The 20,623-nt window shown below is 70.7% G+C and carries 16 protein-coding genes; 11 read left to right on the top strand and 5 right to left on the bottom strand.

Annotated features, from left to right (window positions below; genetic code table 11):
* Window positions 1-59: 59 nt before the first annotated feature.
* Window positions 60-1,898, bottom strand: coding sequence for a dihydroxy-acid dehydratase (gene ilvD / locus L8M95_RS02570; protein ID WP_260487777.1), 1,839 nt, complete (start codon window positions 1,896-1,898; stop codon window positions 60-62).
* Between the two features lie 189 nt (window positions 1,899-2,087).
* On the opposite strand from ilvD, the gene L8M95_RS02565 reads away from it, so the two are divergent.
* Window positions 2,088-3,617 carry a YhgE/Pip domain-containing protein gene (locus L8M95_RS02565; protein WP_260487776.1) on the top strand — a complete coding sequence of 510 codons (1,530 nt, stop codon included), beginning with the start codon at window positions 2,088-2,090 and terminating at the stop codon, window positions 3,615-3,617.
* Here L8M95_RS02565 and L8M95_RS02560 read toward each other — a convergent pair.
* Entirely contained in the window at window positions 3,510-3,944 is a 435-nt protein-coding gene (locus tag L8M95_RS02560) for a PH domain-containing protein (RefSeq protein ID WP_260487775.1), read from the bottom strand. The two genes, L8M95_RS02565 and L8M95_RS02560, sit on opposite strands and share 108 nt — an antisense overlap.
* A gap of 286 nt (window positions 3,945-4,230) precedes the next feature.
* Here L8M95_RS02560 and L8M95_RS02555 point away from each other — a divergent pair, with 286 nt between their 5' ends.
* From L8M95_RS02555 to L8M95_RS02540, 4 genes are all read left to right on the top strand, one after another.
* Entirely contained in the window at window positions 4,231-6,126 is a 1,896-nt protein-coding gene (locus L8M95_RS02555; RefSeq protein ID WP_260487774.1) for an acetolactate synthase large subunit, read from the top strand.
* Window positions 6,123-6,629 (top strand): acetolactate synthase small subunit, encoded by a 507-nt coding sequence (ilvN, locus tag L8M95_RS02550; protein ID WP_067718247.1) that lies wholly within the window; start codon window positions 6,123-6,125, stop codon window positions 6,627-6,629. Before L8M95_RS02555 ends, ilvN begins: the two co-directional genes overlap by 4 nt.
* A gap of 54 nt (window positions 6,630-6,683) precedes the next feature.
* On the top strand, window positions 6,684-7,697 hold the full coding sequence (gene ilvC, locus L8M95_RS02545) for a ketol-acid reductoisomerase (protein ID WP_260487773.1): 1,014 nt from the start codon (window positions 6,684-6,686) through the stop codon (window positions 7,695-7,697).
* A gap of 78 nt (window positions 7,698-7,775) precedes the next feature.
* The gene (locus L8M95_RS02540; RefSeq protein ID WP_260487772.1) at window positions 7,776-9,392 is read left to right on the top strand and encodes a hypothetical protein; all 1,617 of its coding nucleotides are present in this window, start codon (window positions 7,776-7,778) and stop codon (window positions 9,390-9,392) included.
* Here the strand turns inward: L8M95_RS02540 and L8M95_RS02535 are convergent.
* Window positions 9,383-10,873 (bottom strand): NAD(P)/FAD-dependent oxidoreductase, encoded by a 1,491-nt coding sequence (locus L8M95_RS02535; protein WP_260487771.1) that lies wholly within the window; start codon window positions 10,871-10,873, stop codon window positions 9,383-9,385. The genes L8M95_RS02540 and L8M95_RS02535 overlap by 10 nt on opposite strands.
* A gap of 5 nt (window positions 10,874-10,878) precedes the next feature.
* Window positions 10,879-11,487, bottom strand: coding sequence for a hypothetical protein (locus tag L8M95_RS02530; protein WP_260487770.1), 609 nt, complete (start codon window positions 11,485-11,487; stop codon window positions 10,879-10,881).
* Window positions 11,488-11,634: 147 nt separating this feature from the next.
* Between L8M95_RS02530 and serA the strand changes: the two genes are divergently transcribed.
* From serA to L8M95_RS02505, 5 genes are all read left to right on the top strand, one after another.
* Window positions 11,635-13,227, top strand: a complete 1,593-nt coding sequence (gene serA, locus L8M95_RS02525) for a phosphoglycerate dehydrogenase (protein WP_260487769.1) — start codon at window positions 11,635-11,637, stop codon at window positions 13,225-13,227.
* Window positions 13,228-13,248: 21 nt separating this feature from the next.
* Window positions 13,249-14,283, top strand: coding sequence for a 3-isopropylmalate dehydrogenase (locus L8M95_RS02520; protein WP_260487768.1), 1,035 nt, complete (start codon window positions 13,249-13,251; stop codon window positions 14,281-14,283).
* A gap of 82 nt (window positions 14,284-14,365) precedes the next feature.
* Window positions 14,366-16,228: a DUF294 nucleotidyltransferase-like domain-containing protein gene (locus tag L8M95_RS02515; RefSeq protein ID WP_260487767.1), complete on the top strand. Its 1,863-nt coding sequence runs from the start codon at window positions 14,366-14,368 to the stop codon at window positions 16,226-16,228.
* Window positions 16,228-16,950: an exonuclease domain-containing protein gene (locus L8M95_RS02510; protein WP_260487766.1), complete on the top strand. Its 723-nt coding sequence runs from the start codon at window positions 16,228-16,230 to the stop codon at window positions 16,948-16,950. Before L8M95_RS02515 ends, L8M95_RS02510 begins: the two co-directional genes overlap by 1 nt.
* A gap of 10 nt (window positions 16,951-16,960) precedes the next feature.
* Complete coding sequence (locus tag L8M95_RS02505; protein ID WP_260487765.1) at window positions 16,961-17,755, top strand: fumarylacetoacetate hydrolase family protein; 795 nt, start codon at window positions 16,961-16,963, stop codon at window positions 17,753-17,755.
* Between the two features lie 47 nt (window positions 17,756-17,802).
* On the opposite strand, the gene L8M95_RS02500 is transcribed toward L8M95_RS02505, so the two are convergent.
* A complete protein-coding gene (locus L8M95_RS02500; protein ID WP_260487764.1) occupies window positions 17,803-18,933 on the bottom strand; it encodes an isochorismate synthase MenF in 1,131 nt (376 codons plus the stop codon).
* 127 nt (window positions 18,934-19,060) lie between these two features.
* Between L8M95_RS02500 and gltX the strand changes: the two genes are divergently transcribed.
* Entirely contained in the window at window positions 19,061-20,545 is a 1,485-nt protein-coding gene (gltX, locus tag L8M95_RS02495; protein WP_260487763.1) for a glutamate--tRNA ligase, read from the top strand.
* Window positions 20,546-20,623 lie beyond the last annotated feature (78 nt).

Below are 20,623 nucleotides of genomic sequence, written 5' to 3'. Positions count from 1 at the left end.
ACCCCTGACGGGGAGGGTGTGGATCCCTACGGGGAGACCGTTGATCCCTGCGGGGAGACTCAGTCGGGCAGGATGCGGACCGCGCCCTTGTCGGCCGAGGACGCCATCGAGGCGTAGGCCCGCAGCGCGGTGGAGACCTTCCGGTCCCGGTTCTCCGGGCGCCACGGGAGGGGGCCCTTCTCGGCCCGGCGGCGGGCCAACTCGTCGTCGTCGACATCCACCGAGATGGACCGCGTGGCGACGTCGATGGTCACGATGTCCCCGTCACGGACCAGGCCGATCGGGCCGCCCGCGGCGGCCTCCGGGGCGATGTGGCCGATGGACAGTCCGGACGAGCCGCCCGAGAAGCGGCCGTCGGTGATGAGCGCACACTTCGTGCCCAGGCCGGCGCCCTTGATGAACGCCGTCGGGTGCAACATCTCCTGCATCCCGGGACCGCCGGCCGGCCCCTCGTAGAGCACGACCAGGACCTCACCGGCCTTCAGGGTCTTGCCCAGGATCACCGAGACGGCCTCCTCCTGCGACTCGACGACGCGAGCCGGGCCCGAGAAGTGGAAGTTCTCCTCCGACACGCCCGCCGTCTTGAACACCGACCCATCCGGTGCGATGTTGCCGCGGAGGACCGCGAGCCCGCCCTCGGCGGTGGCCGGGTGCTCCACCGAGTGGATGCAGCCGTTGACCGCGTCGGTGTCCAGCGACTCCCAGCGGTTGTCCGTCGAGAACGGCTCGATCGTCCGCACGCCGCCCGGGGCCGCGTGGAACAGCTCGATCGCCTTCTCGGTCGCGGTGCCGCTGCGGATGTCCCAGTCCGCGACGTACTGCTCGAGCGACGGGGAGTGGACCGAGTGGACATCCGTCTCCAGCAGGCCACCCCGGTAGAGCTCGCCGAGGATCGCGGGGATGCCCCCGGCCCGGTGGACGTGCTCCATGTAGTAGTCCGAGTTCGGTGCGACCTTCGCCAGACAGGGGATACGGCGGGAGATCTGCTCGATGTCGCCCAGGTCGAAGTCGACCTCGCCCTCCTGTGCGGCGGCGAGGATGTGGAGGACGGTGTTGGTGGAACCGCCCATCGCGACGTCCAGCGCCATCGCGTTGGTGAACGCCGACTTGGTGGCGACCGAACGGGGCAGCACCGAGGAGTCCTCGTCCCGGTAGTACCGGGTGCACAGATCGACGATGACACGGCCGGCCTCTTCGAACAGCGCCCGCCGGGCACTGTGCGTGGCCAGAGTCGAGCCGTTCCCGGGCAGCGACAGCCCCAGGGCCTCCGTGAGGCAGTTCATCGAGTTGGCCGTGAACATGCCCGAACAGGATCCGCAGGTGGGACAGGCTGACCGCTCGATGGCGTCCAGTCCCTCGTCGTCAACGGCGGCGTTGGCCGAGGCGGAGATCGCGGTGATGAGGTCCGAACCGGCCTTGACCACACCGTCCACGACGACCGAGAACCCCGACTCCATGGGGCCGCCGGAGACGAACACGGTGGGGATGTTCAACCGCATCGCGGCGTTGAGCATGCCAGGGGTGATCTTGTCGCAGTTCGAGATGCACACCAGGGCGTCCGCGGTGTGCGCGTTGACCATGTACTCGACCGAGTCGGCGATGATCTCCCGGCTGGGAAGCGAGTACAGCATCCCCGCGTGGCCCATCGCGATACCGTCGTCCACCGCGATGGTGTGGAACTCGCGCGCCACTCCACCCGCTGCCGCGATCTGCTCGGCGACGATCTCGCCGACGTTCTTCAGGTGCACGTGGCCCGGGACGAACTGGGTGTACGAGTTGGCGATGGCGATGATCGGCTTGCCGAAGTCCGAGTCCGTCATACCGGTCGCCCGCCAGAGGGCCCTGGCCCCCGCGGCGTTACGTCCGGCGGTACTGGTTCGTGACCTCAGGGGCGGCATGGGACCTCGCTCCGATTCGAAGGGGAGGGCGCATTCCGGAGGCCGTGCCGCACGGTGCCGCGCTGTGCGCGCGTCCGAGGCGGCACCCGAACGCGCCGTGACCACCACACAATACGCCCCGGCGTGGGTCTACCCTTTTCACGGTCGGCCACCCGGCCGACCGTGAACGCGGCACGAACGGGGATGGACATGACCGACTCTGGTCACACGGGCGGACTACGTGAGTTCCTGTCGCATTCCGCGGGGGCGGTGGTGCTGGTCTGCGGCCTGTTCTTCCTCCTGTCGTTCATGTACCTGGGAGGCACGGCGGATCCGCAGGCCCACGCCAGATACATCCCCGTGGCGGTGGTGGACGAGGACGACGCCGCGACGTTGGAGACGCCGATCGGGCCGCGGGGGGTCGACATCGGGTCGCAGATCACCGCAGGACTGCTCCAGAACAACGACTGGAAGCGGGTCCGCCTGCACGTGGTGAACCCGGAGGCCGCCGAGGAGGGACTCCGCGACGGGACGTTCTTCGGCGCGGTCAGGATCCCCGCCGATCTGAGCCGGCAGGTCGTCGGTCTCATCGACGCCGCGGCGACGGAGGCGGGTGCCGCGGCGGAGCCGCCCGAACGGGCGCGCATCACGCTCGAGTACTCGCCACGCGTGTCCATCGTGTCCGGCCAGGTCATGAACACGATGGCCGAGGCGATGCAGGAGTCATTCCACGACCGGATGGGAACCGAACTGCTGTCGCAGTCCCGTCTGCTGGCCGAGGCGGAGAGCAGGACCGTCGGAGCCGCGGCGGCGGTCGCCCTCGCGGACCCGGTGATGATCGACGTGACCGCGTGGAATCCGCTGCCCGACGGGGTGTCGAACGCATCGCTCCCGATGTTCTACGCGCTGATCGTGATCCTGGCGGGTTTCACGGGGGCGATGATCATCTCCGCGCTCCTCGACGCGCGACTCGGCTTCATCCCGCTGGAGATCGGACCGTTGGCGCTCCACGTCCACGTCGCGCCGTTCGGGCGGCTCCAGACCCTGGTCCGCAAGTGGGTGGTCACCCTGATCACCGCCCCACTCGTGTCGGCGCTCGTGCTCTGGGTGGCGCACATCATCGGTGTGACCGGATACGACCCGTGGCACATGTTCTGGTTCTCGAACCTGGTCATCATCGCGGTGGGGCTGTGCGCGCACACGATCATCGCGGCCGTCGGCAACGCCGGGCTGCTGGTGAACCTCGTGGTGTTCGTGGTGCTGGGGATCCCCACCTCCGGTGGTGCCACCCCGACGGAGATGCTGCCGCGGGTGTTCGTGGCCATCGGCACGCTGCAACCGATGCACCAGGCCTACCTCGGGCTGCGGTCGATCATGTTCTTCGACTCCGGTTGGGAGGCGGGTCTCGGGCACGCGGTCTGGGTGCTCGGCGGTTGGGCTGTCGCCGGACTCGCGGTGGGCGTGGTGGTCACCCTGGTCTACGAGCGGATGGGGATGCGTCGCCAGGCCGTGGCCGACCGGGTCCCCGCCGGGCGCGGGGTTCCGGTCGGGCGCGGAACTGCGGTCGGTCGCGGTGCGGCGGAGGGTCGCGGTGCGGCGGACGCGCGCGGCGAGGCCGACAACCGGGCGGGATCAGGAGGCGTCGGCCCCGGGCGTGGCGTACGGGTCGCGGATACGGCCGCGGCTGGCGCCGGACAGCCGCGGGAGGTCGTGGAACGAGACCCCGCCCATCGGGATTGACGCGTCAGCGGTGGTCACGAGCCGCGCGAACCCACGCTTCGGGAACATCACGCCCTTGACCTCATCCCACGGCACGGACTGACGGGCGCGCCAGGAGGACAGGTGGACGCCCCCCTCGTCCAGGCGGGTCCAGGTCCGGGCCACCCACCAGGCGAAGGCCATCGGGAGCAGCACCAGCCAGCCCAGGGCCACGGGGTAGGACGTGACGGGCCAGAGGATCGCGAGTACGAAGATGACGACGACGACGTACGACATCGGATTGACCCGGAAGAGGGCGTGATCGCGGGGGCTCGACTCCGGGACGGGGGATCTGAAAGGGGCACTCATGATGCCACCAGTCTGGCACGGTCCACATCGTGGGATCGATGTTCCACGAGTTGACGACGCGCTCGGCCGCGGCCTAGTCTGGGGCCCGTGAACACCTGGAACGGTCTCGTACTCGGCCGGCGCGTCGGCGCCTGAGCCCTACCTGGCTTTCCGTCGACGCGCACCCTCGCCGGCCTCCGTGGCCGACGGGGGTTTTTTGTTGCCGGGTCAGACCGCGGTCAGAAATCCCAGACAACACGGCCGACCACGAACCACGGCTCCACGACCAGCATGAAGGACAGTTGAAGTGAGCGCACCAACGGCACAGCCCGGACCTCGTCCGGGTGCAGACCAGAAGGCCCGGTCAGCGGCCCCAGAGCGGATGACGGGGGCGCAGGCCGTCGTCCGGTCCCTCGAGGAGATCGGGACCGAGGTCGTCTTCGGCATCCCCGGCGGGGCCATCCTGCCGGTCTACGACCCGCTCTACGACTCGGCCAAGGTCCGGCACGTCCTCGTCCGGCACGAGCAGGGCGCGGGGCACGCGGCGACCGGGTACGCGCAGGCGACCGGCAGGGTGGGCGTCTGCATGGCCACCTCGGGGCCCGGTGCCACCAACCTGGTGACCCCGCTCGCGGACGCCCAGATGGACTCGGTCCCGATCGTGGCGATCACGGGGCAGGTGGGGACCGCACTCATCGGCACCGACGGCTTCCAGGAAGCCGACATCTCGGGTATCACCATGCCGATCACCAAGCACAACTTCCTCGTGGCGCACGGCGACGACATCCCGCGGATGATCGCCGAGGCGTTCCACATCGCACAGACCGGTCGCCCCGGTGCCGTGCTGGTGGACATCCCCAAGGACGTGCTGCAGGCCGAGATGACCTTCTCGTGGCCGCCGGAGATGAAGCTCCCCGGCTACCGTCCGGTCACCAAGCCACACGGCAAGCAGATCCGTGAGGCCGCGCGGATGATGGCCAAGGCGACCCGCCCGGTGCTCTACGTCGGCGGCGGCGTCATCAAGGCCGACGCCTCCGAGGAGCTCATGGCACTGGCCGAGCTCACCGGCATCCCCGTCGTCACTACGCTGATGGCACGGGGGGCGTTCCCCGACTCCCACCGCCTGCACTACGGCATGCCGGGGATGCACGGAACGGTCGCCGCCGTCGCCGCGTTGCAGCGGTCCGACCTGTTGGTGACCCTCGGTGCGCGGTTCGACGACCGCGTCACCGGCCGCCTGGACACGTTCGCCCCCGACGCCAAGGTCATCCACGCCGACATCGACCCGGCCGAGATCGGCAAGAACCGGGCCGTCGACGTCCCGATCGTGGGCGACATCAGGGAGGTCCTCGTCGAGCTCGTCCAGACGCTGCGCGGCGAGAGCGAGTCCGGCACGCTGACCGAGCCGTCCGCGTGGGTCGGCGAGCTGGACGAGATCCGCAGCGAGTTCCCGCTGGGGTACGGCCCGCAGTCGGACGGTTCCCTCTCTCCGGAGTACGTCATCGAGCGGCTGAGCGCCGCCGCCGGCCCGGACGCCGTGTACTGCGCCGGCGTCGGCCAGCACCAGATGTGGGCCGCCCAGTTCGTCAAGTACGAGAAGCCCCGCACGTGGTTGAACTCGGGCGGTCTGGGGACCATGGGGTACGCAGTGCCCGCCGCGATGGGTGCCAAGTTCGGCCGCCAGGACGCCGAGGTGTGGGCCATCGACGGTGACGGCTGCTTCCAGATGACCAACCAGGAGCTGGCCACCTGCGCCATCGAGGGCGCGCCCATCAAGGTGGCGCTGATCAACAACGGCAACCTCGGCATGGTCCGTCAGTGGCAGACACTGTTCTACGAGGAGCGGTACTCGCAGACCGACCTGTCGACGCACTCCATGCACATCCCCGACTTCGTCAAGCTCGGCGAGGCCCTAGGCTGCGTAGCGCTGCGGTGTGAGCGCGCCGAGGACGTCGACGACGTGATCGCGCAGGCCCGCGCGATCAACGACCGCCCGGTCCTCATCGACTTCATCGTGGGCAAGGACGCCCAGGTGTGGCCGATGGTCGCGGCGGGTACGTCCAATGACGAGATCATGGCGGCCCGGGACATCCGGCCGCTGTTCGACGACACCGATTCCGTGGCGGATGAGGCCACGGACATCCACGAGGCGACCGAGCGGATCGACGCCGCGGTGATCGCCGCCGAGGAGGAGGACCAGTGAGCGCTCGCTCCCACACCCTGAGCGTGCTGGTGGAGGACAAGCCAGGCGTGCTCGCGCGCGTCTCGTCGCTGTTCTCCCGGCGCGGGTTCAACATCGAGTCGCTGGCCGTGGGCCCGACCGAGACCGAGGGTCTGTCGCGCATGACCATCGTCGTGAACGTCGAGGACTTCCCGCTCGAGCAGGTGACCAAGCAGCTCAACAAGCTCGTCAACGTCATCAAGATCGTCGAGCAGGATCCGGCCGGCTCGGTGGCCCGCGAGCTCACTCTCGTCAAGGTCCGCGCCGATGCCACCAACCGCGGTCAGATCGTGGAGATCGCGAGTCTGTTCCGCGCTCACATCGTGGACGTCTCGCCGGAGTCGCTCACGCTCGAGGCCACGGGTACCCCCGACAAGCTCGATGCGCTGCTGCGGATGCTCGACGGCTACGGCATCCGCGAGATCGTGCAGTCCGGCATGGTCGCGCTCGGACGCGGCCCCAAGTCCATCAACACCACTCGATAGTCTCGACTCCTACACAAGTCTCGGCTACACGAACCAACACGAAGGGAATCCACCATGGCAGTGGAGATGTTCTACGACGACTCGGCGGATCTGTCGCTGATCCAGGGCCGCAAGGTCGCCGTCATCGGATACGGCTCGCAGGGGCACGCGCACTCGCTGAGCCTGCGCGACTCCGGTGTCGAGGTCGCGATCGGCCTGCGTGAGGGCTCCAAGTCCCGCGCGAAGGCCGAGGAGGCCGGCCTCAAGGTCATGACCGCAGCCGAGGCCACCAAGTGGGCCGACGTGGTCATGCTGCTCGCCCCCGACACCTCGCAGGCCCAGATCTTCACCGAGGACATCGAGCCCAACCTGAACGACGGCGACGCGCTGTTCTTCGGCCACGGCCTCAACATCCACTTCGGCCTCATCAAGCCGGCGGACAACATCACCATCGCGATGGTCGCGCCCAAGGGCCCCGGCCACCTGGTGCGTCGTCAGTTCGTCGACGGCAAGGGCGTCCCGGCGCTCATCGCCGTCGAGCAGGACCCCAAGGGCGAGGGCGAGGCGCTCGCGCTGTCCTACGCCAAGGCGATCGGTGGCACCCGCGCGGGCGTCATCAAGACCACCTTCAAGGACGAGACCGAGACCGACCTGTTCGGTGAGCAGGCCGTGCTCTGCGGCGGCACCGAGGAGCTCGTCAAGACGGGCTTCGAGGTCATGGTCGAGGCCGGCTACGAGCCCGAGCTCGCCTACTTCGAGGTGCTCCACGAGCTCAAGCTCATCGTGGACCTCATGTACGAGGGCGGCATCGCCCGCATGAACTACTCGGTGTCCGACACCGCGGAGTTCGGCGGCTACCTCTCCGGCCCGCGCGTCATCGACGCCGGCACCAAGGAGCGCATGAAGGAGATCCTCGCCGACATCCAGAGCGGCGAATTCACCAAGCGTCTCGTGGCCAACGTCGAGGGTGGCAACAAGGAGCTCGAGGGCCTCCGCAAGGAGAACGCCGAGCACCCGATCGAGGTCACCGGCCAGAAGCTGCGCGACCTCATGAGCTGGGTCGACCGGCCGATCACGGAGACCGCCTGAGTGTTGCGGGCCCGGTCCCGGTGAGACCCCTGTAGGGTCCTGCGGGATCGATTCCCCACGTCCAGCAGGAGGACCGCCGTGCGCCACTTCAACCGAGGAGTGGGTGCGGCGGTCCTCGCCATTTCCCTGGTGGGAACGACGGTGGCGTGTACGGGGGACTCGGGTGGCGACGGCTCGGGGGCCGAGGTCACCCCGGTGGAGGGCACACGGGTCGCCGCGGACGCCGACGGATCCGGCGTGGAGACCACACGGTTGCTGGTGGAATCGGCGCCGGTGGTCGTGGTGGCGGCGCCGGACGACGCCGCCCAGGCGCGTGCCGCCTCCGTCGCGGTGGGCCTGCGCGCACCGATGCTCACGGCGGTGCCGGGTGGGGACGAGGCGCTGGCCGACGAGGTGCAGCGGCTGGGCGCCGAGCGGGTGCTGAGGGTCGGGCAGGTGGCCTTCACACCCGACGACGGCGAGGTCGTCGACACCCCGGGAGGCCGGCCGGAGCTCGAGGAGCTGACCGGGATCTCCTTCGACTCCGAGGTCGAGGTCCCGCAGGGCCGGATCGACGACGTCACCGTCCACCAGTCGCCGGGTACGCCGTCGCTGATGACGGCGGGGGAGTTCACCCCGGCCGACGGCGCGGGTGAGGCGGCCGAGCCGTTCGAGCGCGGCGAGCCCGCGTGGGACGGAGACGGCGCGCCCAGCGTGCTCGTGCACGACGAGACCCCGGTCGCGGCGATCGCCACCGCCGTGGCCGTGGGCGCGGCGGTGTCGCATCTGCGCGCCCCGGACCCGCGGGTGGACGGCGGGTCCGTGGAGGCGGTGCGGGACGCCGAGGCGGTCTACGCACTGGGGCCCGGATGGGGCACCGAGGACGAGCTCGAGGACCGGGTCGAGAAGGCTCGGACGGTTCCCGAACTGCCGGGCGGGGGACAACTGCTGTTCCCCGGCCGCCGGTTCGTGGCGGCGTACGGCTCACCCATCACCCCCGTGTTGGGCATCCTCGGCGAGCAGGGGCCGGAGGAGAGCGTGGCGCGGGTGCAGCGCCTGGTCGAGGAGTACCAGCCGTACTCCCCGGAGCCGGTGGTCCCGGCGTTCGAGATCATCGGCACCGTCGCGGCCGGGGGCCCGGGCGCGGACGGCAACTTCACCAACGAATGGGACCCCGAGGTCTTCCTCCCCCTTGTCGACGCCATCACCGACGCCGGCGGGTACGCCGTGATCGACCTGCAGCCGGGGATGGCCGACATGCTCGACCAGGCCAAGATCTTCGAGGAGTTGCTCAAGCGCCCCGGGGTGGGCCTCGCGCTCGATCCAGAGTGGAAACTCGACCCCGGTCAACAGCCGGGTGCGCAGATCGGGTCGGTTGACGCCGAGGAGATCAACCAGGTCACCACCTGGCTGGCCGATCTCACCCGCGACAGCGGGGGACCGCAGAAGCTGCTCATCCTCCACCAGTTCAGCATGGCGATGATCGACGACCGGGAGCGGATCGACACCTCCCGGCCCGAGGTGGCGATCGCCCTGCACGCCGACGGCCACGGCACGCCGGACCTGAAGATGGAGACGTGGGACGTCCTGCGTCAGGGCCTGTCGCCCGACATCTGGATGGCGTGGAAGAACTTCTACGACGAGGACACCCCGACGTTCACGCCCGAGCAGACGATGGCGGTGCGCCCCCGGCCCTGGTTCGTGTCCTACCAGTGAGCCGGTAATCGGCCGAGGATCCTCCGGGCCACGTGCTGCCCGGCCGTGCCGTGCACGCCCGGGCCGGGCGGGGTCGAGCCGGAGGCGTGCCAGACCCCGGGCACCCCGGTCGCGAACGGGTCGGCCCGCGGAACCGGGCGCGCGATGAGGCCCCGCAGGTCCACCCGCCCCGCCGCGATGTCCCCACCGGCGTTGTTGGCGTTGTGTTCGGCCATCCGGTCCGCGGGCGTGCAGTGGGCGGCGACGACCACGTCCCGCACCCCCGGCGCGACCTCCTCCAGCGCGGAGAGCACCTGCTCGGTCTGGTCACGGTCGGAGAACGCCGGCACGTGGGCGTAGGTCCACAGCGGGCGCCGACCGTCCGGGGCGACACGTCCAGGGTCGGTCACCCACGGCTGGGAGACGAGGATCATGGGCCGGTCGGCGTGCCTGCCGGCGGCGACCTCGCGCTCGGCGGCCGCGATCGCGTGGGAGTCCCCTCCCAGGTGGACGGTCCCGGCGTCGGCGAGCCGGCCGTCACGCCACGGCACCGGGCCGGACAGCACGAGGTCCACCTTGGCCGCCGCACCGCCGACCGGGGCCTCCTGGAGCCGGCGCGCACGGCGGGCCACGGACGGAGAGGGCGAGGACGCCATGAGGATCTCGCCGAGGATCCGCGAGGAGGTGTTGAACACGACGTCCCGGGCGTCGATCCGTGCCAACGAGTCCACACCGACCCCGGTCCGGAGCTCGCCGCCGGCGTCCCGGATCGCCTCCTCCAGCGCGGCGGTGATCGCGCCGCTGCCACCCACCGGCAGGGTCCAGCCGAGAGGGGAGTGGAGCAACGAGCCCAGGACGAGGCCGACGCCCGTCGCGGCCGGGGAGGACAGCGGCGTGATCGCGTGGGACGAGATACCGGACAACAGTGTCCGCCCATCCGGTCCCAGGGCGTCGCCGAGTGCGCCACGGGGATGGGCCCGCAGGAACGCCGCGCCGAGCGCCGCGGTCGCGGCCACGGGCGGGACCGACCGCTGATCGGACAGAGCCGTGGCGACCACGTCCTCCGCCCGACGGCCCAGAGGGCCGATCAGGCTGAACCACCGGTCGGCCTCGGCGCGTGACCCCAACCCCTCGGAGAGGGTGTCGGGGGAGGGGGCCGCCGGCACGACGATCGCGTCCCTGCCCGGCAACGCGTGGGCCAACTGCACCGGGGGCGTGACCATCTCGACCCCGTGGGCGGACAGGTCGAATTCTCGGAAGAACGGCGAGGCCCCCGCCATGGGATGCACGGCCGAACACGGGTCGACCATCAATCCGTCCGCGAGGTCGCCGGGGATCCCGGACGCGACATCGCCCATCGGCAGGGTCCGGCACCCACCGCCGATCGTGTCCTGCGCCTCCAGGACGACCACCCTGCGCCCGGCCCTCGCACACAGCAACGCCGCGGCCAGCCCGTTGGGGCCGGAGCCCACCACGACGACGTCGGCACGAACGCGTCCCACAGCGCTCACTCGAACACCGCCAGACCGTAGGTACGGCGCAGCTGCTCCAGCAACTCCTCCTGCGCCCGCGCCTGTTCCGCCAGGCCCAGCAGGAGCCGGCCGGTGCCCGGACCGCCGAGCTCGTCGTCGTCGTCGCGCTCTCCCACAGGCCCCCCGCCTGCCGAGGCCGGCCCGTCCGCGACCCAGGAGGCGGCGAGCAGCTCCCACATCGAGCGCTTGGCCACCACCAGCGTGCGCAGTGCCTCCAGGACGGCGAGTCGTGCGAGTGGGTCGCGCAGCAGCGGGCCCACCGGGAGCGCGGACAGGGTGATCGCGGACGACACACGCACCAGCCGACGGCCCGGGGTGCCGACCGGTGAGAGCACCCTGAGGAGCCGGGAGGCACTGGCGATCTCCTGCTCGAACTCCTCACGCAGCGGGACCAACCGCACGCGGTCCGCCGGGTCGACGGCACTGATGCAGCGGTCCAGGACGCTGCGTCCCACCGCGGCGCCGTACAGGTGGGCCCGCAGATACGTCGCCACCGCCGTCGGGCCGCGCGCCGGGGCGAGCACGGGCAACCAGGGGTCGGGGAAACGTGCCGGCGGCGGGGCCGACCGGGGGGTGCGGGGCATCGGTGCTCCGTTCATCGCGTGTCGGTGGTCACGTCCGGGCGGACCCCCGCCACGGTAGGCGTCCGGGGGCGTACCGGCCACTGGTCGCCGCCGCTTTCCGGTGCCCTAGACTGGTCGTGCCCGAATTGACACCGAGGAGATCCCACTGTGACAGCATCCGGACGGCCCGTCGTCCTCATCGCCGACAAGCTCGCCCAGTCGACCGTCGACGCGCTCGGCGACGCCGTGGAGGTCCGCTGGGTCGACGGCCCGGATCGTCCGAAGCTCCTCGAGGCGGTCGCCGACGCCGACGCGCTCCTCGTGCGCTCCGCCACCACCGTCGACGCCGAGGTGCTCGCCGCCGCGCCGAACCTCAAGATCATCGGTCGCGCCGGCGTCGGACTTGACAACGTCGAGATTCCCGCCGCCACCGAGCGGGGCGTCATGGTGGTCAACGCGCCCACCTCCAACATCCACTCGGCGGCCGAGCACGCCGTCGCACTGCTCATGGCCGCCTGCCGCCAGATCCCGGCCGCGGACGCGACCCTGCGCGAGCACACCTGGAAGCGCAGCTCCTTCAACGGCGTCGAGCTGCTCGGCAAGACCGTCGGCGTCGTGGGGCTGGGCCGCATCGGTCAGCTCGTGGCGCAGCGACTGGCCGCGTTCGAGACCAACCTCATCGCCTACGACCCCTACCTGCCCGCGGCTCGCGCGGCGCAGCTGGGCATCGAGCTCGTCGACATCGACGAGTTGGTCTCCCGCGCCGACATCATCACGATGCACCTGCCCAAGACCAAGGAGACCGCCGGTCTGTTCGACGCCGAGCGGCTGGCCCGGGCCAAGGACGGCGTCGTGATCGTCAACGCCGCCCGTGGCGGCCTGATCGTCGAGGACGCCCTCGTCGACGCGCTGAAGTCCGGCAAGGTCCGTTCCGCCGCGCTCGACGTGTTCGACACCGAGCCCTGCACCGACTCGCCGCTGTTCGAGCTCGAGAACACCGTCGTCACGCCGCACCTCGGCGCCTCCACCAGCGAGGCCCAGGACCGCGCCGGCACCGACGTCGCCCGTAGCGTCCTGCTGGCCCTGCGCGGCGAGTTCGTCCCGGACGCGGTCAACGTCTCCGGCGGCCCCGTCGGAGACGAGGTCGCGCCCTGGCTCGACCTGGTCCGCAAGGTCGGGCTCATCGCCGGTCACCTCTGCCCGGGCGTGCCCACGACGGTCAACGTCGAGGTCGCGGGAGAGCTCGCCGCCGAGCAGGTCGACGTCCTGGGCCTCGCCGCCCTGCGCGGCCTGTTCTCCGCCATCACCGACGAGCCGGCCACGTTCGTCAACGTCGGACAGATGGCCGAGCAGCGGGGCGTCACCCACTCGGTCGAGACCCGCAGTGAGTCCAAGTCCTACCGCAGCACCGTCACCGTCACGGCCGTGGCCGCCGACGGCGCCACCGGCAGGGTGACCGGAACGCTCTCCGGCCTCGAGAAGGTCCAGAAGATCGTGCGGATCAACGAGCGCGGTTTCGACCTGCGCGCCGAGGGTCAGAACCTGTTCGTCCACTACTCCGACCGGCCGGGCGTCCTCGGCAAGGTGGGTTCCATTCTCGGCGGCGAGAACATCGACATCCAGGCCGCCGCGCTGAGCCAGGACGCCTCCGGCGAGGGAGCGTCCCTGATCCTCCGGGTCGACCGCGCGGTCGCCGAGCCGACCGTCGATCGGATCGTCTCCGAGCTCGGGGCCACCGCCACCCAGATCAACCTGGACTGAGCAGAAGGAACCCACACAGCAATGAAGCTCGCAGTCATCCCCGGCGACGGCATCGGCGTCGAGGTCACGGCCGAGGCGCTCCGGGTGCTCGACGCCCTGGTGCCCGGCGTCTCCACGACCGAGTACGACCTCGGCGCGCGGCGCTACCTGCGCAACGGTGAGACCCTCACCGATGCCGACATCGACAGCCTCAGGACGCACGACGCGATCCTGCTGGGTGCCATCGGTGACCCCCGGTCGGTGCCGGCCGGTGTGCTCGAGCGAGGCATGCTGCTGCCGCTCCGGTTCGCACTAGACCACCACGTCAACCTGAGGCCCTCCCGGCTCTTCCCGGGGTCGGCCACGCCACTGAAGAACCCGGGCGAGATCGACTTCGTCGTGGTCCGCGAGGGCACCGAGGGCCTCTACACCGGCAACGGTGGCGCGATCCGCGTCGGCACCCCGCACGAGATCGGTACCGAGACCTCGGTCAACACCCGATACGGCGTCGAGCGGGTGGTCCGCGACGCGTTCGCCCGCGCGCAGTCGCGGCGCAACAAACTCACGCTGGTCCACAAGACCAACGTCCTCGTCAACGCCGGTGGGCTGTGGCAGCGCACCGTCGACGAGGTGGCTCCGGAGTTCCCCGGTGTCGAAGTCGACTACTGCCACATCGACGCCGCCACCATCTACATGGTCACGGACCCGTCCCGGTTCGACGTGATCGTCACCGACAACCTCTTCGGCGACATCATCACGGACCTGGCGGCCGCGGTCACCGGCGGCATCGGCACCGCGGCGTCGGGCAACATCGACGCCTCGGGGACCAACCCGTCCATGTTCGAACCCGTCCACGGTTCGGCCCCGGACATCGCCGGCCAGGGCAAGGCGGACCCGACCGCCGCCATCCTGTCGGTGGCACTGCTGTTGCGCCACCTGGGGCACACGGGCGAGGCCGACCGCGTCGAGGCGGCCGTCGAGGCCGACCTCGGGTCGCGCGGCGACGCACCGATCGTCACCTCCGAGGTGGGCGACCGGATCGTCGCGGCCGTCAGCGGTCAGACCCCGCCCGGCTGACCCCACGTCCGGCCCCGCGGCCCGCGGGTGTGAATCACCTGAAGTGATCACGCCGCGGGCCGTCGGCGTCCACAGTGGTGGCATGGATGTCGAACTCGCCGAGGTGAGGGACTTCCTCGCGCGCTGTGCCCCGTTCGACGAACTGCCCGGGGACGTACTCGACCGCCTGCCGGCGAGGCTCGGTCAGCGCTATCACCGCCGGGGGACGGTCATCATCGACGCGGGGGCCGCCAATGACACGCTGCACATCATCCGCACGGGTGCCGTCGAGGTGTGCGATCCGGATGGTGCCCTGCTCGACGCCCGCGACGAGGGTGACTGCTTCGGTTACTCGACGCTGACCCGCCCCAGCACGTCGCGGTACCGCATGGAGGCGGTCGCGGACACCCTGTTGCTGGAGATGCCGCGGGCGGTCTTCGACGAGCTCGCGGCCGAGTATCCGAGCATCCGGGATTTCTTCGGCGAGCGCAGTGACCGGATCCGGCAGGATCTGGCCTCGGCGCGCGTCGCCGCGGCCGGCGGGGACCCCCTGAGCACCCCGGTGGGGGATCTCCTGATCCGCGACGCGGTCACCACCGCCCCGGGGACCACGATCCTGGAAGCGGCGCAGATCATGTCGCGGGAACGCGTCTCCGCGCTGCTCGTGGTGCGGGACGGGCGCGTGGTGGGCATCTTCACCGACCGTGACCTGCGTTCCAAGGTGGTCGCGGTCGGTGGTGACACCGGGCAACCCGTGTCGACGATCATGACCCCCGACCCGGTCTCGGTGGACGCGGGCACCCGCGCGTTCGACGCGACACTGCTCCAGATCGAGAAGGGCGTCCACCACCTGCCGGTGTGCGAGAACGGTGTTCCGGTGGGGATGGTCACGAGCGGGGACCTGCTGCGCCTCGCCCAGGCGGACCCCGTGTATCTGGCCGCGCGGATCTCCCGGGCCCAGGATGCCGACGGGGTGGCCGAGTTGTCCGCGCGGTTGCTGCCGCTGGTCGCCGAGTTCGTCCGCCGCGGGACCACGCCGCGGGACATCGGCCGTGTCGTCACCGCCACCGCCGACGCGGCCACCCGACGGTTGATCGCGCTCGCCGAGTCCGAGCTCGGCCCGCCACCGGTGCCGTACTGCTGGGTGGGACTCGGCTCCCAGGCCCGCGGTGAGCTCGGGGTGGCCAGTGACCAGGACAACGCGCTGATCCTCGACGACCGGGCCGCTGCGGGAGCTGGCGCGGACGCGTACTTCGCTGCACTCGCGGAGCGTGTCTGCACGGGGCTGGACCGGGCCGGCTTCCCGCTGTGTCCGGGTGAGGTCATGGCGACCAATCCCCGGTGGCGGCGGACCTGTTCGGACTGGGAGCAGACGGTTCGGGACTGGGTGGGAGCCCCGGAGGCCGAATCGGTGCTGCACAGCCAGGTCTTCTTCGACCTGCGCCCCGTGCACGGGGAGACCGCGCTCGCGGAGCGGGTCCGGAGGGAGACGGTGGTGCGTTCCCAGGGCAGTCCCCGTTTCCAGGCCCACCTGGCCCGGATAGCGTGCGACTGGCAACCTCCCCTCGGATTCCTGCGCGGTCTGGTCGTCGCGCGTCGTGGGGAGTACCGCAACACCCTGGACCTCAAGGCCGGGGGAGTGGCGCCCGTCGTCCAGATCGCCCGGTTGTACGCCCTGTCCGCGGGCCTCGACGAGGTGTCGACCATCGACCGGCTCGACGCTGCGGCGACGGCCGGGGTGATCGCCCGGTCGGATGCGGAGAACCTCATCGAGGCGTTCCGGTTCCTGCGTGGACTGGCCTCCCGGCACCACGGACGGCAGATCAGCGAGGGGTCGGCCCTCGACAACAACGTGGACCCCTCGACCTTCGGGACCAAAGACCGCCACCGGCTCAGGGCGGCGTTCCGCATCATCGCCGGGGCGCAGAGCGCGTTGGCGATAAGATACCGGGTGGGGCAGATGTGATGGTGCTGCAACGGCTGACCTCGGCGGGTCGTCGTCGCCGGGCCGCGCGGCGGGCCCCCGACGGACCGCTGCGACGATTTCTGGAGACACCCACGCCGGATCCGGACACGCCGCTCGAGGAGTTGTCGCTGCTCGCGGTGGACGTGGAGACCACGGGACTCGATTCGCGCCACGACCGGGTGCTGGCCGTGGGGTTCGTCCCGATCGACGGGGACCGGATCGACCTGGGCGGCGCGGGGTCGATGGTGGTGCGCCCGGATCACCGCCCGGGCGACGACGACGACGGGGTGGGCCAGAGCGCCACGGTGCACGGGCTCACGGATGACAGGGTGGCGGCGGGGGCCGACGTCGTCGACGTGCTGGACCTGGTCTTCACCGCGCTCACCGGGAGGATCCTGGTCGCGCACTACAGTCCGATAGAAGTCGACTTCCTCGGCGCAGTGTGTCGGCGCACGTGCGGAGTGCGCCCGCCGCTCGAGTCCGTCGACACCCTCGAACTGCACCGCCGCGTCCTGGGCGGAGGCGTCGACATGGGGTTCACCGCGGACCCGTCTCCCGAGCGACTGCGGCTCTGGGGTGCCCGCGAGCGGTACGGCCTACCCCGTTACCGGGCACACGACCCGTTGGTGGACGCCCTCGCCTGCGCGGAGCTGTATCTCGCGCAGGTCCCCGAACTCCGGGACCGCGGGGCGCGCACGCTTCGCGACCTACGGACCGCCTAGGATCGCGGGTATGCGTCTCGCCCGTATCGCCCACCCGCAGGGTTTCGCCTTCGTCGAGGTCCGCGGAGACATCTCCGACCCGTCCTCACTGATCTGCGCCGAGATCTCCGAGCACCCCTTCGGTACCCCCGAGTTCACCGGACGGGACTGGCCGCTGGCCGACGTGCGTCTGCTCGCCCCGATCCTGGCGTCGAAGGTCGTGTGCGTGGGCAAGAACTATGCCGACCACGCCGAGGAGATGGGGTCGGCGGCCCCGGCGGAGCCGCTGATCTTCCTCAAGCCCAACACCTCGGTGATCGGCCCGGAGGCGGCCATCGCGTACCCGCCGAGCTCCGAGCGTGTCGACCACGAGGGCGAGCTGGCCGTGGTGATCGGGCAGCCGTGTCGGGATGTCGCCGCCGCCCGCGCCCATGAGGTCATCCTCGGATACACCTGCGCCAACGACGTCACCGCCAGGGACCAGCAACTATCGGACGGACAGTGGACGCGTGGGAAGGGCTACGACACGTTCTGCCCACTCGGGCCGTGGATCGTCACCGACCTGGACCCCAACGGACTGGACGTCCGGGTCACTCTCACCCACTCCGACGGCACGTCCGAGGTGCGCCAGGACGGCAACACGTCCCAGTTCATGCACACCGTCGGCGAGATCGTCGAGTACGTGAGCCGGGTCATGACGCTCCTGCCCGGCGACGTGATCCTCACGGGCACCCCGGCCGGGGTGGGCCCCATGCTGCCCGGAGACCGCGTGAAGGTCGAGATCGAGGGCATCGGCTCCCTGACGAACCCCGTCGTCGACAGGTAGATCCCGGCCCGGCCGGCTCCGGCCCACGGACCGGGGTCCCCGGTTCGCTAGTCGGCTCCGAACGCCCGCAGGATGGTGCGGAGTTTGGCGCCGGTCTCCGCCACCTCGTCGTCCGGCTGGGAGTCCGCGACCAGGCCGCCGCCCGCCCAGGCGATCGCCCCCGAGCGGTCCGCGTCGATCTCGGCGCACCGGATGGTGACCATCCAGTCGCCGTCGCCGTCGGCGTCGGACCAGCCGACGGCCCCGGCGTAGAACCCCCGATCCCCTTCGATTGCCGCGATCACCCTGCGCGCCCCGTCCGTCGGGGTCCCGCACACCGCGGGGGTGGGGTGAACGGCGAGGGCGAGGTCCAGCGAGGTGGTGCGGGGGTCGGCGATACGGCCCCGGATACGGGTGCCGAGGTGCCACATCTCGCGGGTGGAGGTCAGGGTCGGCTGATCGGGGATCTCGAGATCAGTGCAGAGCGGGCCGAGCGCCCGTGCGAGCGAGTCCACGACGAACGCGTGCTCGGAGGCGTCCTTCCCGGAGGCGCGCAGGGCACGCCCGGCGGCCTGGTCGGTGGCGGGGTCGGCGGACCGTGGTGCGGAGCCGGCCAGGGGGTGACACTCCACCAGGTCGCCACGACGGCGGACGAGCAACTCCGGGCTCGAGCCCACCAGGACCCGGCCGGCGTAGGCCCCACCGGCGGGGGAGAGGTCGACCAGGTAGCCGTCCGCAGCGGGGCTGGAGTCGATCAGAGCCGCACACACGGCGTGAGGGTCGATGGGCTCATCGGACGCGAGACGGACGGCCCTGGCCAGCACCACCTTGTCGATCTCGCCGGAGCGCACCCCGGCGATCGCGGTGGACACCCGGGATCGGTGCTCCGACGCCGTGGGGATCTCCCGGGCGACGTGGGCGCGGGTGCGCATCCGGCGGAAGTAGGCGGGGGGCTCCAGCGGCCCGTCGACGCGGACCACCACGTCGGGTTCGACCAGGGCCGCGGGCGCGTCGGGCTCGAACCCGATCGCGCCGACCACCAGTCCGCTGGCCCCGGAGCGCAGGGCCAGGGCCGCGTCCGCCGGATCCGTGAACGAGTTCAGGGCACCCTGGGTGCGCAGCGAACCGGTCGGACGGGACAGGAGGAAGTCCGGGGCGGTCACCGGGCGTGCGACGTCGGGATGGTGCCCAGACGCCACGGCACGCCTCCCTCGGTTCGGACTCCAGCGTGGATCCCGCCTACACGGTGGCGGCCACGGGTACCCGCCGATCCTAGGCCGGTCCTCGCCGGGGGTGCGACCCGGGACCGACACTAGGATGGTCCCCATGACCGCCTCGAACGTCCGCGTCCGCTTCTGTCCGTCTCCCACCGGAACACCCCACGTGGGTCTCGTCCGCACGGCACTGTTCAACTGGGCCCACGCCCGGCACACGGGCGGCACGTTCGTCTTCCGCATCGAGGACACCGACGCCGCCCGGGATTCGGAAGAGTCCTACCAGTCCATCCTCGAGGCGCTGCGGTGGCTCGGTCTGGACTGGGACGAGGGCCCCGAGGTGGGTGGCCCGTACGCGCCGTACCGCCAGTCCGAGCGTCGCGATCTGCATCTCGACGTCGTGCGCAGGCTCGTCGAGGCGGGGGAGGCGTACGAGTCGTTCTCCACCCCTGAGGAGGTCGAGGCCCGGCACAGGGCCGCCGGGCGCGACCCCAAGCTCGGATACGACGGGTTCGACCGCGACCTCACCGAGGAGCAGAAGCAGGCCTTCCGTGACGAGGGACGCGGCGCGGTGATCCGGCTGCGGATGCCGGACGAGGACCTGTCCTGGGACGACCTGGTCCGCGGGGAGACCGTGTTCAAGGCGGGTACAGTGCCGGACTTCGTGCTCACGCGCGCCAACGGGATCCCCCTTTACACGTTGGTGAACCCGGTCGACGACGCGCTGATGAAGATCACCCACGTCCTCCGCGGCGAGGACCTGCTCAGTTCCACCCCGAGGCAGATCGCCCTCTATCGCGCCCTGATGCGGATCGGGGTGGCCGAGGCGGTCCCCTCGTTCGGGCACCTGCCCTTCGTGATGGGGGACGGCAACAAGAAGCTGTCCAAGCGCGACCCCGAGTCGGACCTGTTCCTCCACCGCGACCGCGGGATGCTGCCGGAGGGGTTGCTCAACTACCTGGCGCTCCTCGGATGGGGGCTCTCGGATGACCGCGACGTGTTCTCCCTCCGGGAGATGGTCGACGCGTTCGACGTTCGCCAGGTCAACGCCAACCCGGCCCGCTTCGACCAGAAGAAGGCCGACGCGATCAACGCCGAGCACATCAGGCAGCTTCCGGTGGACGAGTTCGCCCGCCGCCTGCGCGAGTACCTCGTCGCACATCCGGCCGAGGACGGGCTGACGCTGCCCGAGGAACTCGACGGCCCGCGGTGGGCGATGGTCGCGGACCTGCTCCAGACCCGCATCGTGGTTTTGTCGGACGCGTGGGACCTCATCCGGTTCCTCATCGTGGACGAGTCCGCGTTCACGGTCGACGAGAAGTCGGCTGCCAAGAACCTCAAGGCGGAGGCCCGTGAGGTCGTGGACGCCGCGATCGCGGCGCTGGAGGCGGTCGAGGAGTGGACGACCCCGACCATCGAGGCCGCACTGTCGGGCGCTCTGGTGGAGAACCTGGGCATCAAGCCGCGCAAGGCCTACGGGCCCGTGCGGGTGGCTGTCACGGGATCGCATATCTCGCCGCCGTTGTTCGAGTCGCTGGAGCTGCTCGGTCGCGAGGTGACGCTGTCCCGCCTGCGGTCCGCGCCGGTCGCGGACTAGGCCCGACCCGGTAAACAGCCGAATTGACCAGGCGATTTGCTATTCACCCTCGGTAGTTTGATAGTCTCTTCGAGGCGC

Origin of the sequence: Dietzia sp. B32, from assembly GCF_024732245.1 — a bacterium.
In the GTDB taxonomy this organism is placed as follows: domain Bacteria; phylum Actinomycetota; class Actinomycetes; order Mycobacteriales; family Mycobacteriaceae; genus Dietzia.
This window is presented reverse-complemented; position numbering and strand designations above follow the sequence as displayed.

What these genes read in the sequence shown, in the direction of transcription:
- gltX (WP_260487763.1), top strand. Translation starts at nt 19,061, where the DNA reads ATGACCGCCTCGAACGTCCGCGTCCGCTTCTGTCCGTCTCCCACCGGA.
- L8M95_RS02560 (WP_260487775.1), bottom strand. Translation starts at nt 3,944, where the DNA reads ATGAGTGCCCCTTTCAGATCCCCCGTCCCGGAGTCGAGCCCCCGCGAT.
- ilvC (WP_260487773.1), top strand. Translation starts at nt 6,684, where the DNA reads ATGGCAGTGGAGATGTTCTACGACGACTCGGCGGATCTGTCGCTGATC.
- L8M95_RS02510 (WP_260487766.1), top strand. Translation starts at nt 16,228, where the DNA reads ATGGTGCTGCAACGGCTGACCTCGGCGGGTCGTCGTCGCCGGGCCGCG.
- L8M95_RS02565 (WP_260487776.1), top strand. Translation starts at nt 2,088, where the DNA reads ATGACCGACTCTGGTCACACGGGCGGACTACGTGAGTTCCTGTCGCAT.
- L8M95_RS02505 (WP_260487765.1), top strand. Translation starts at nt 16,961, where the DNA reads ATGCGTCTCGCCCGTATCGCCCACCCGCAGGGTTTCGCCTTCGTCGAG.
- L8M95_RS02530 (WP_260487770.1), bottom strand. Translation starts at nt 11,487, where the DNA reads ATGCCCCGCACCCCCCGGTCGGCCCCGCCGCCGGCACGTTTCCCCGAC.
- L8M95_RS02515 (WP_260487767.1), top strand. Translation starts at nt 14,366, where the DNA reads ATGGATGTCGAACTCGCCGAGGTGAGGGACTTCCTCGCGCGCTGTGCC.
- L8M95_RS02520 (WP_260487768.1), top strand. Translation starts at nt 13,249, where the DNA reads ATGAAGCTCGCAGTCATCCCCGGCGACGGCATCGGCGTCGAGGTCACG.
- ilvD (WP_260487777.1), bottom strand. Translation starts at nt 1,898, where the DNA reads ATGCCGCCCCTGAGGTCACGAACCAGTACCGCCGGACGTAACGCCGCG.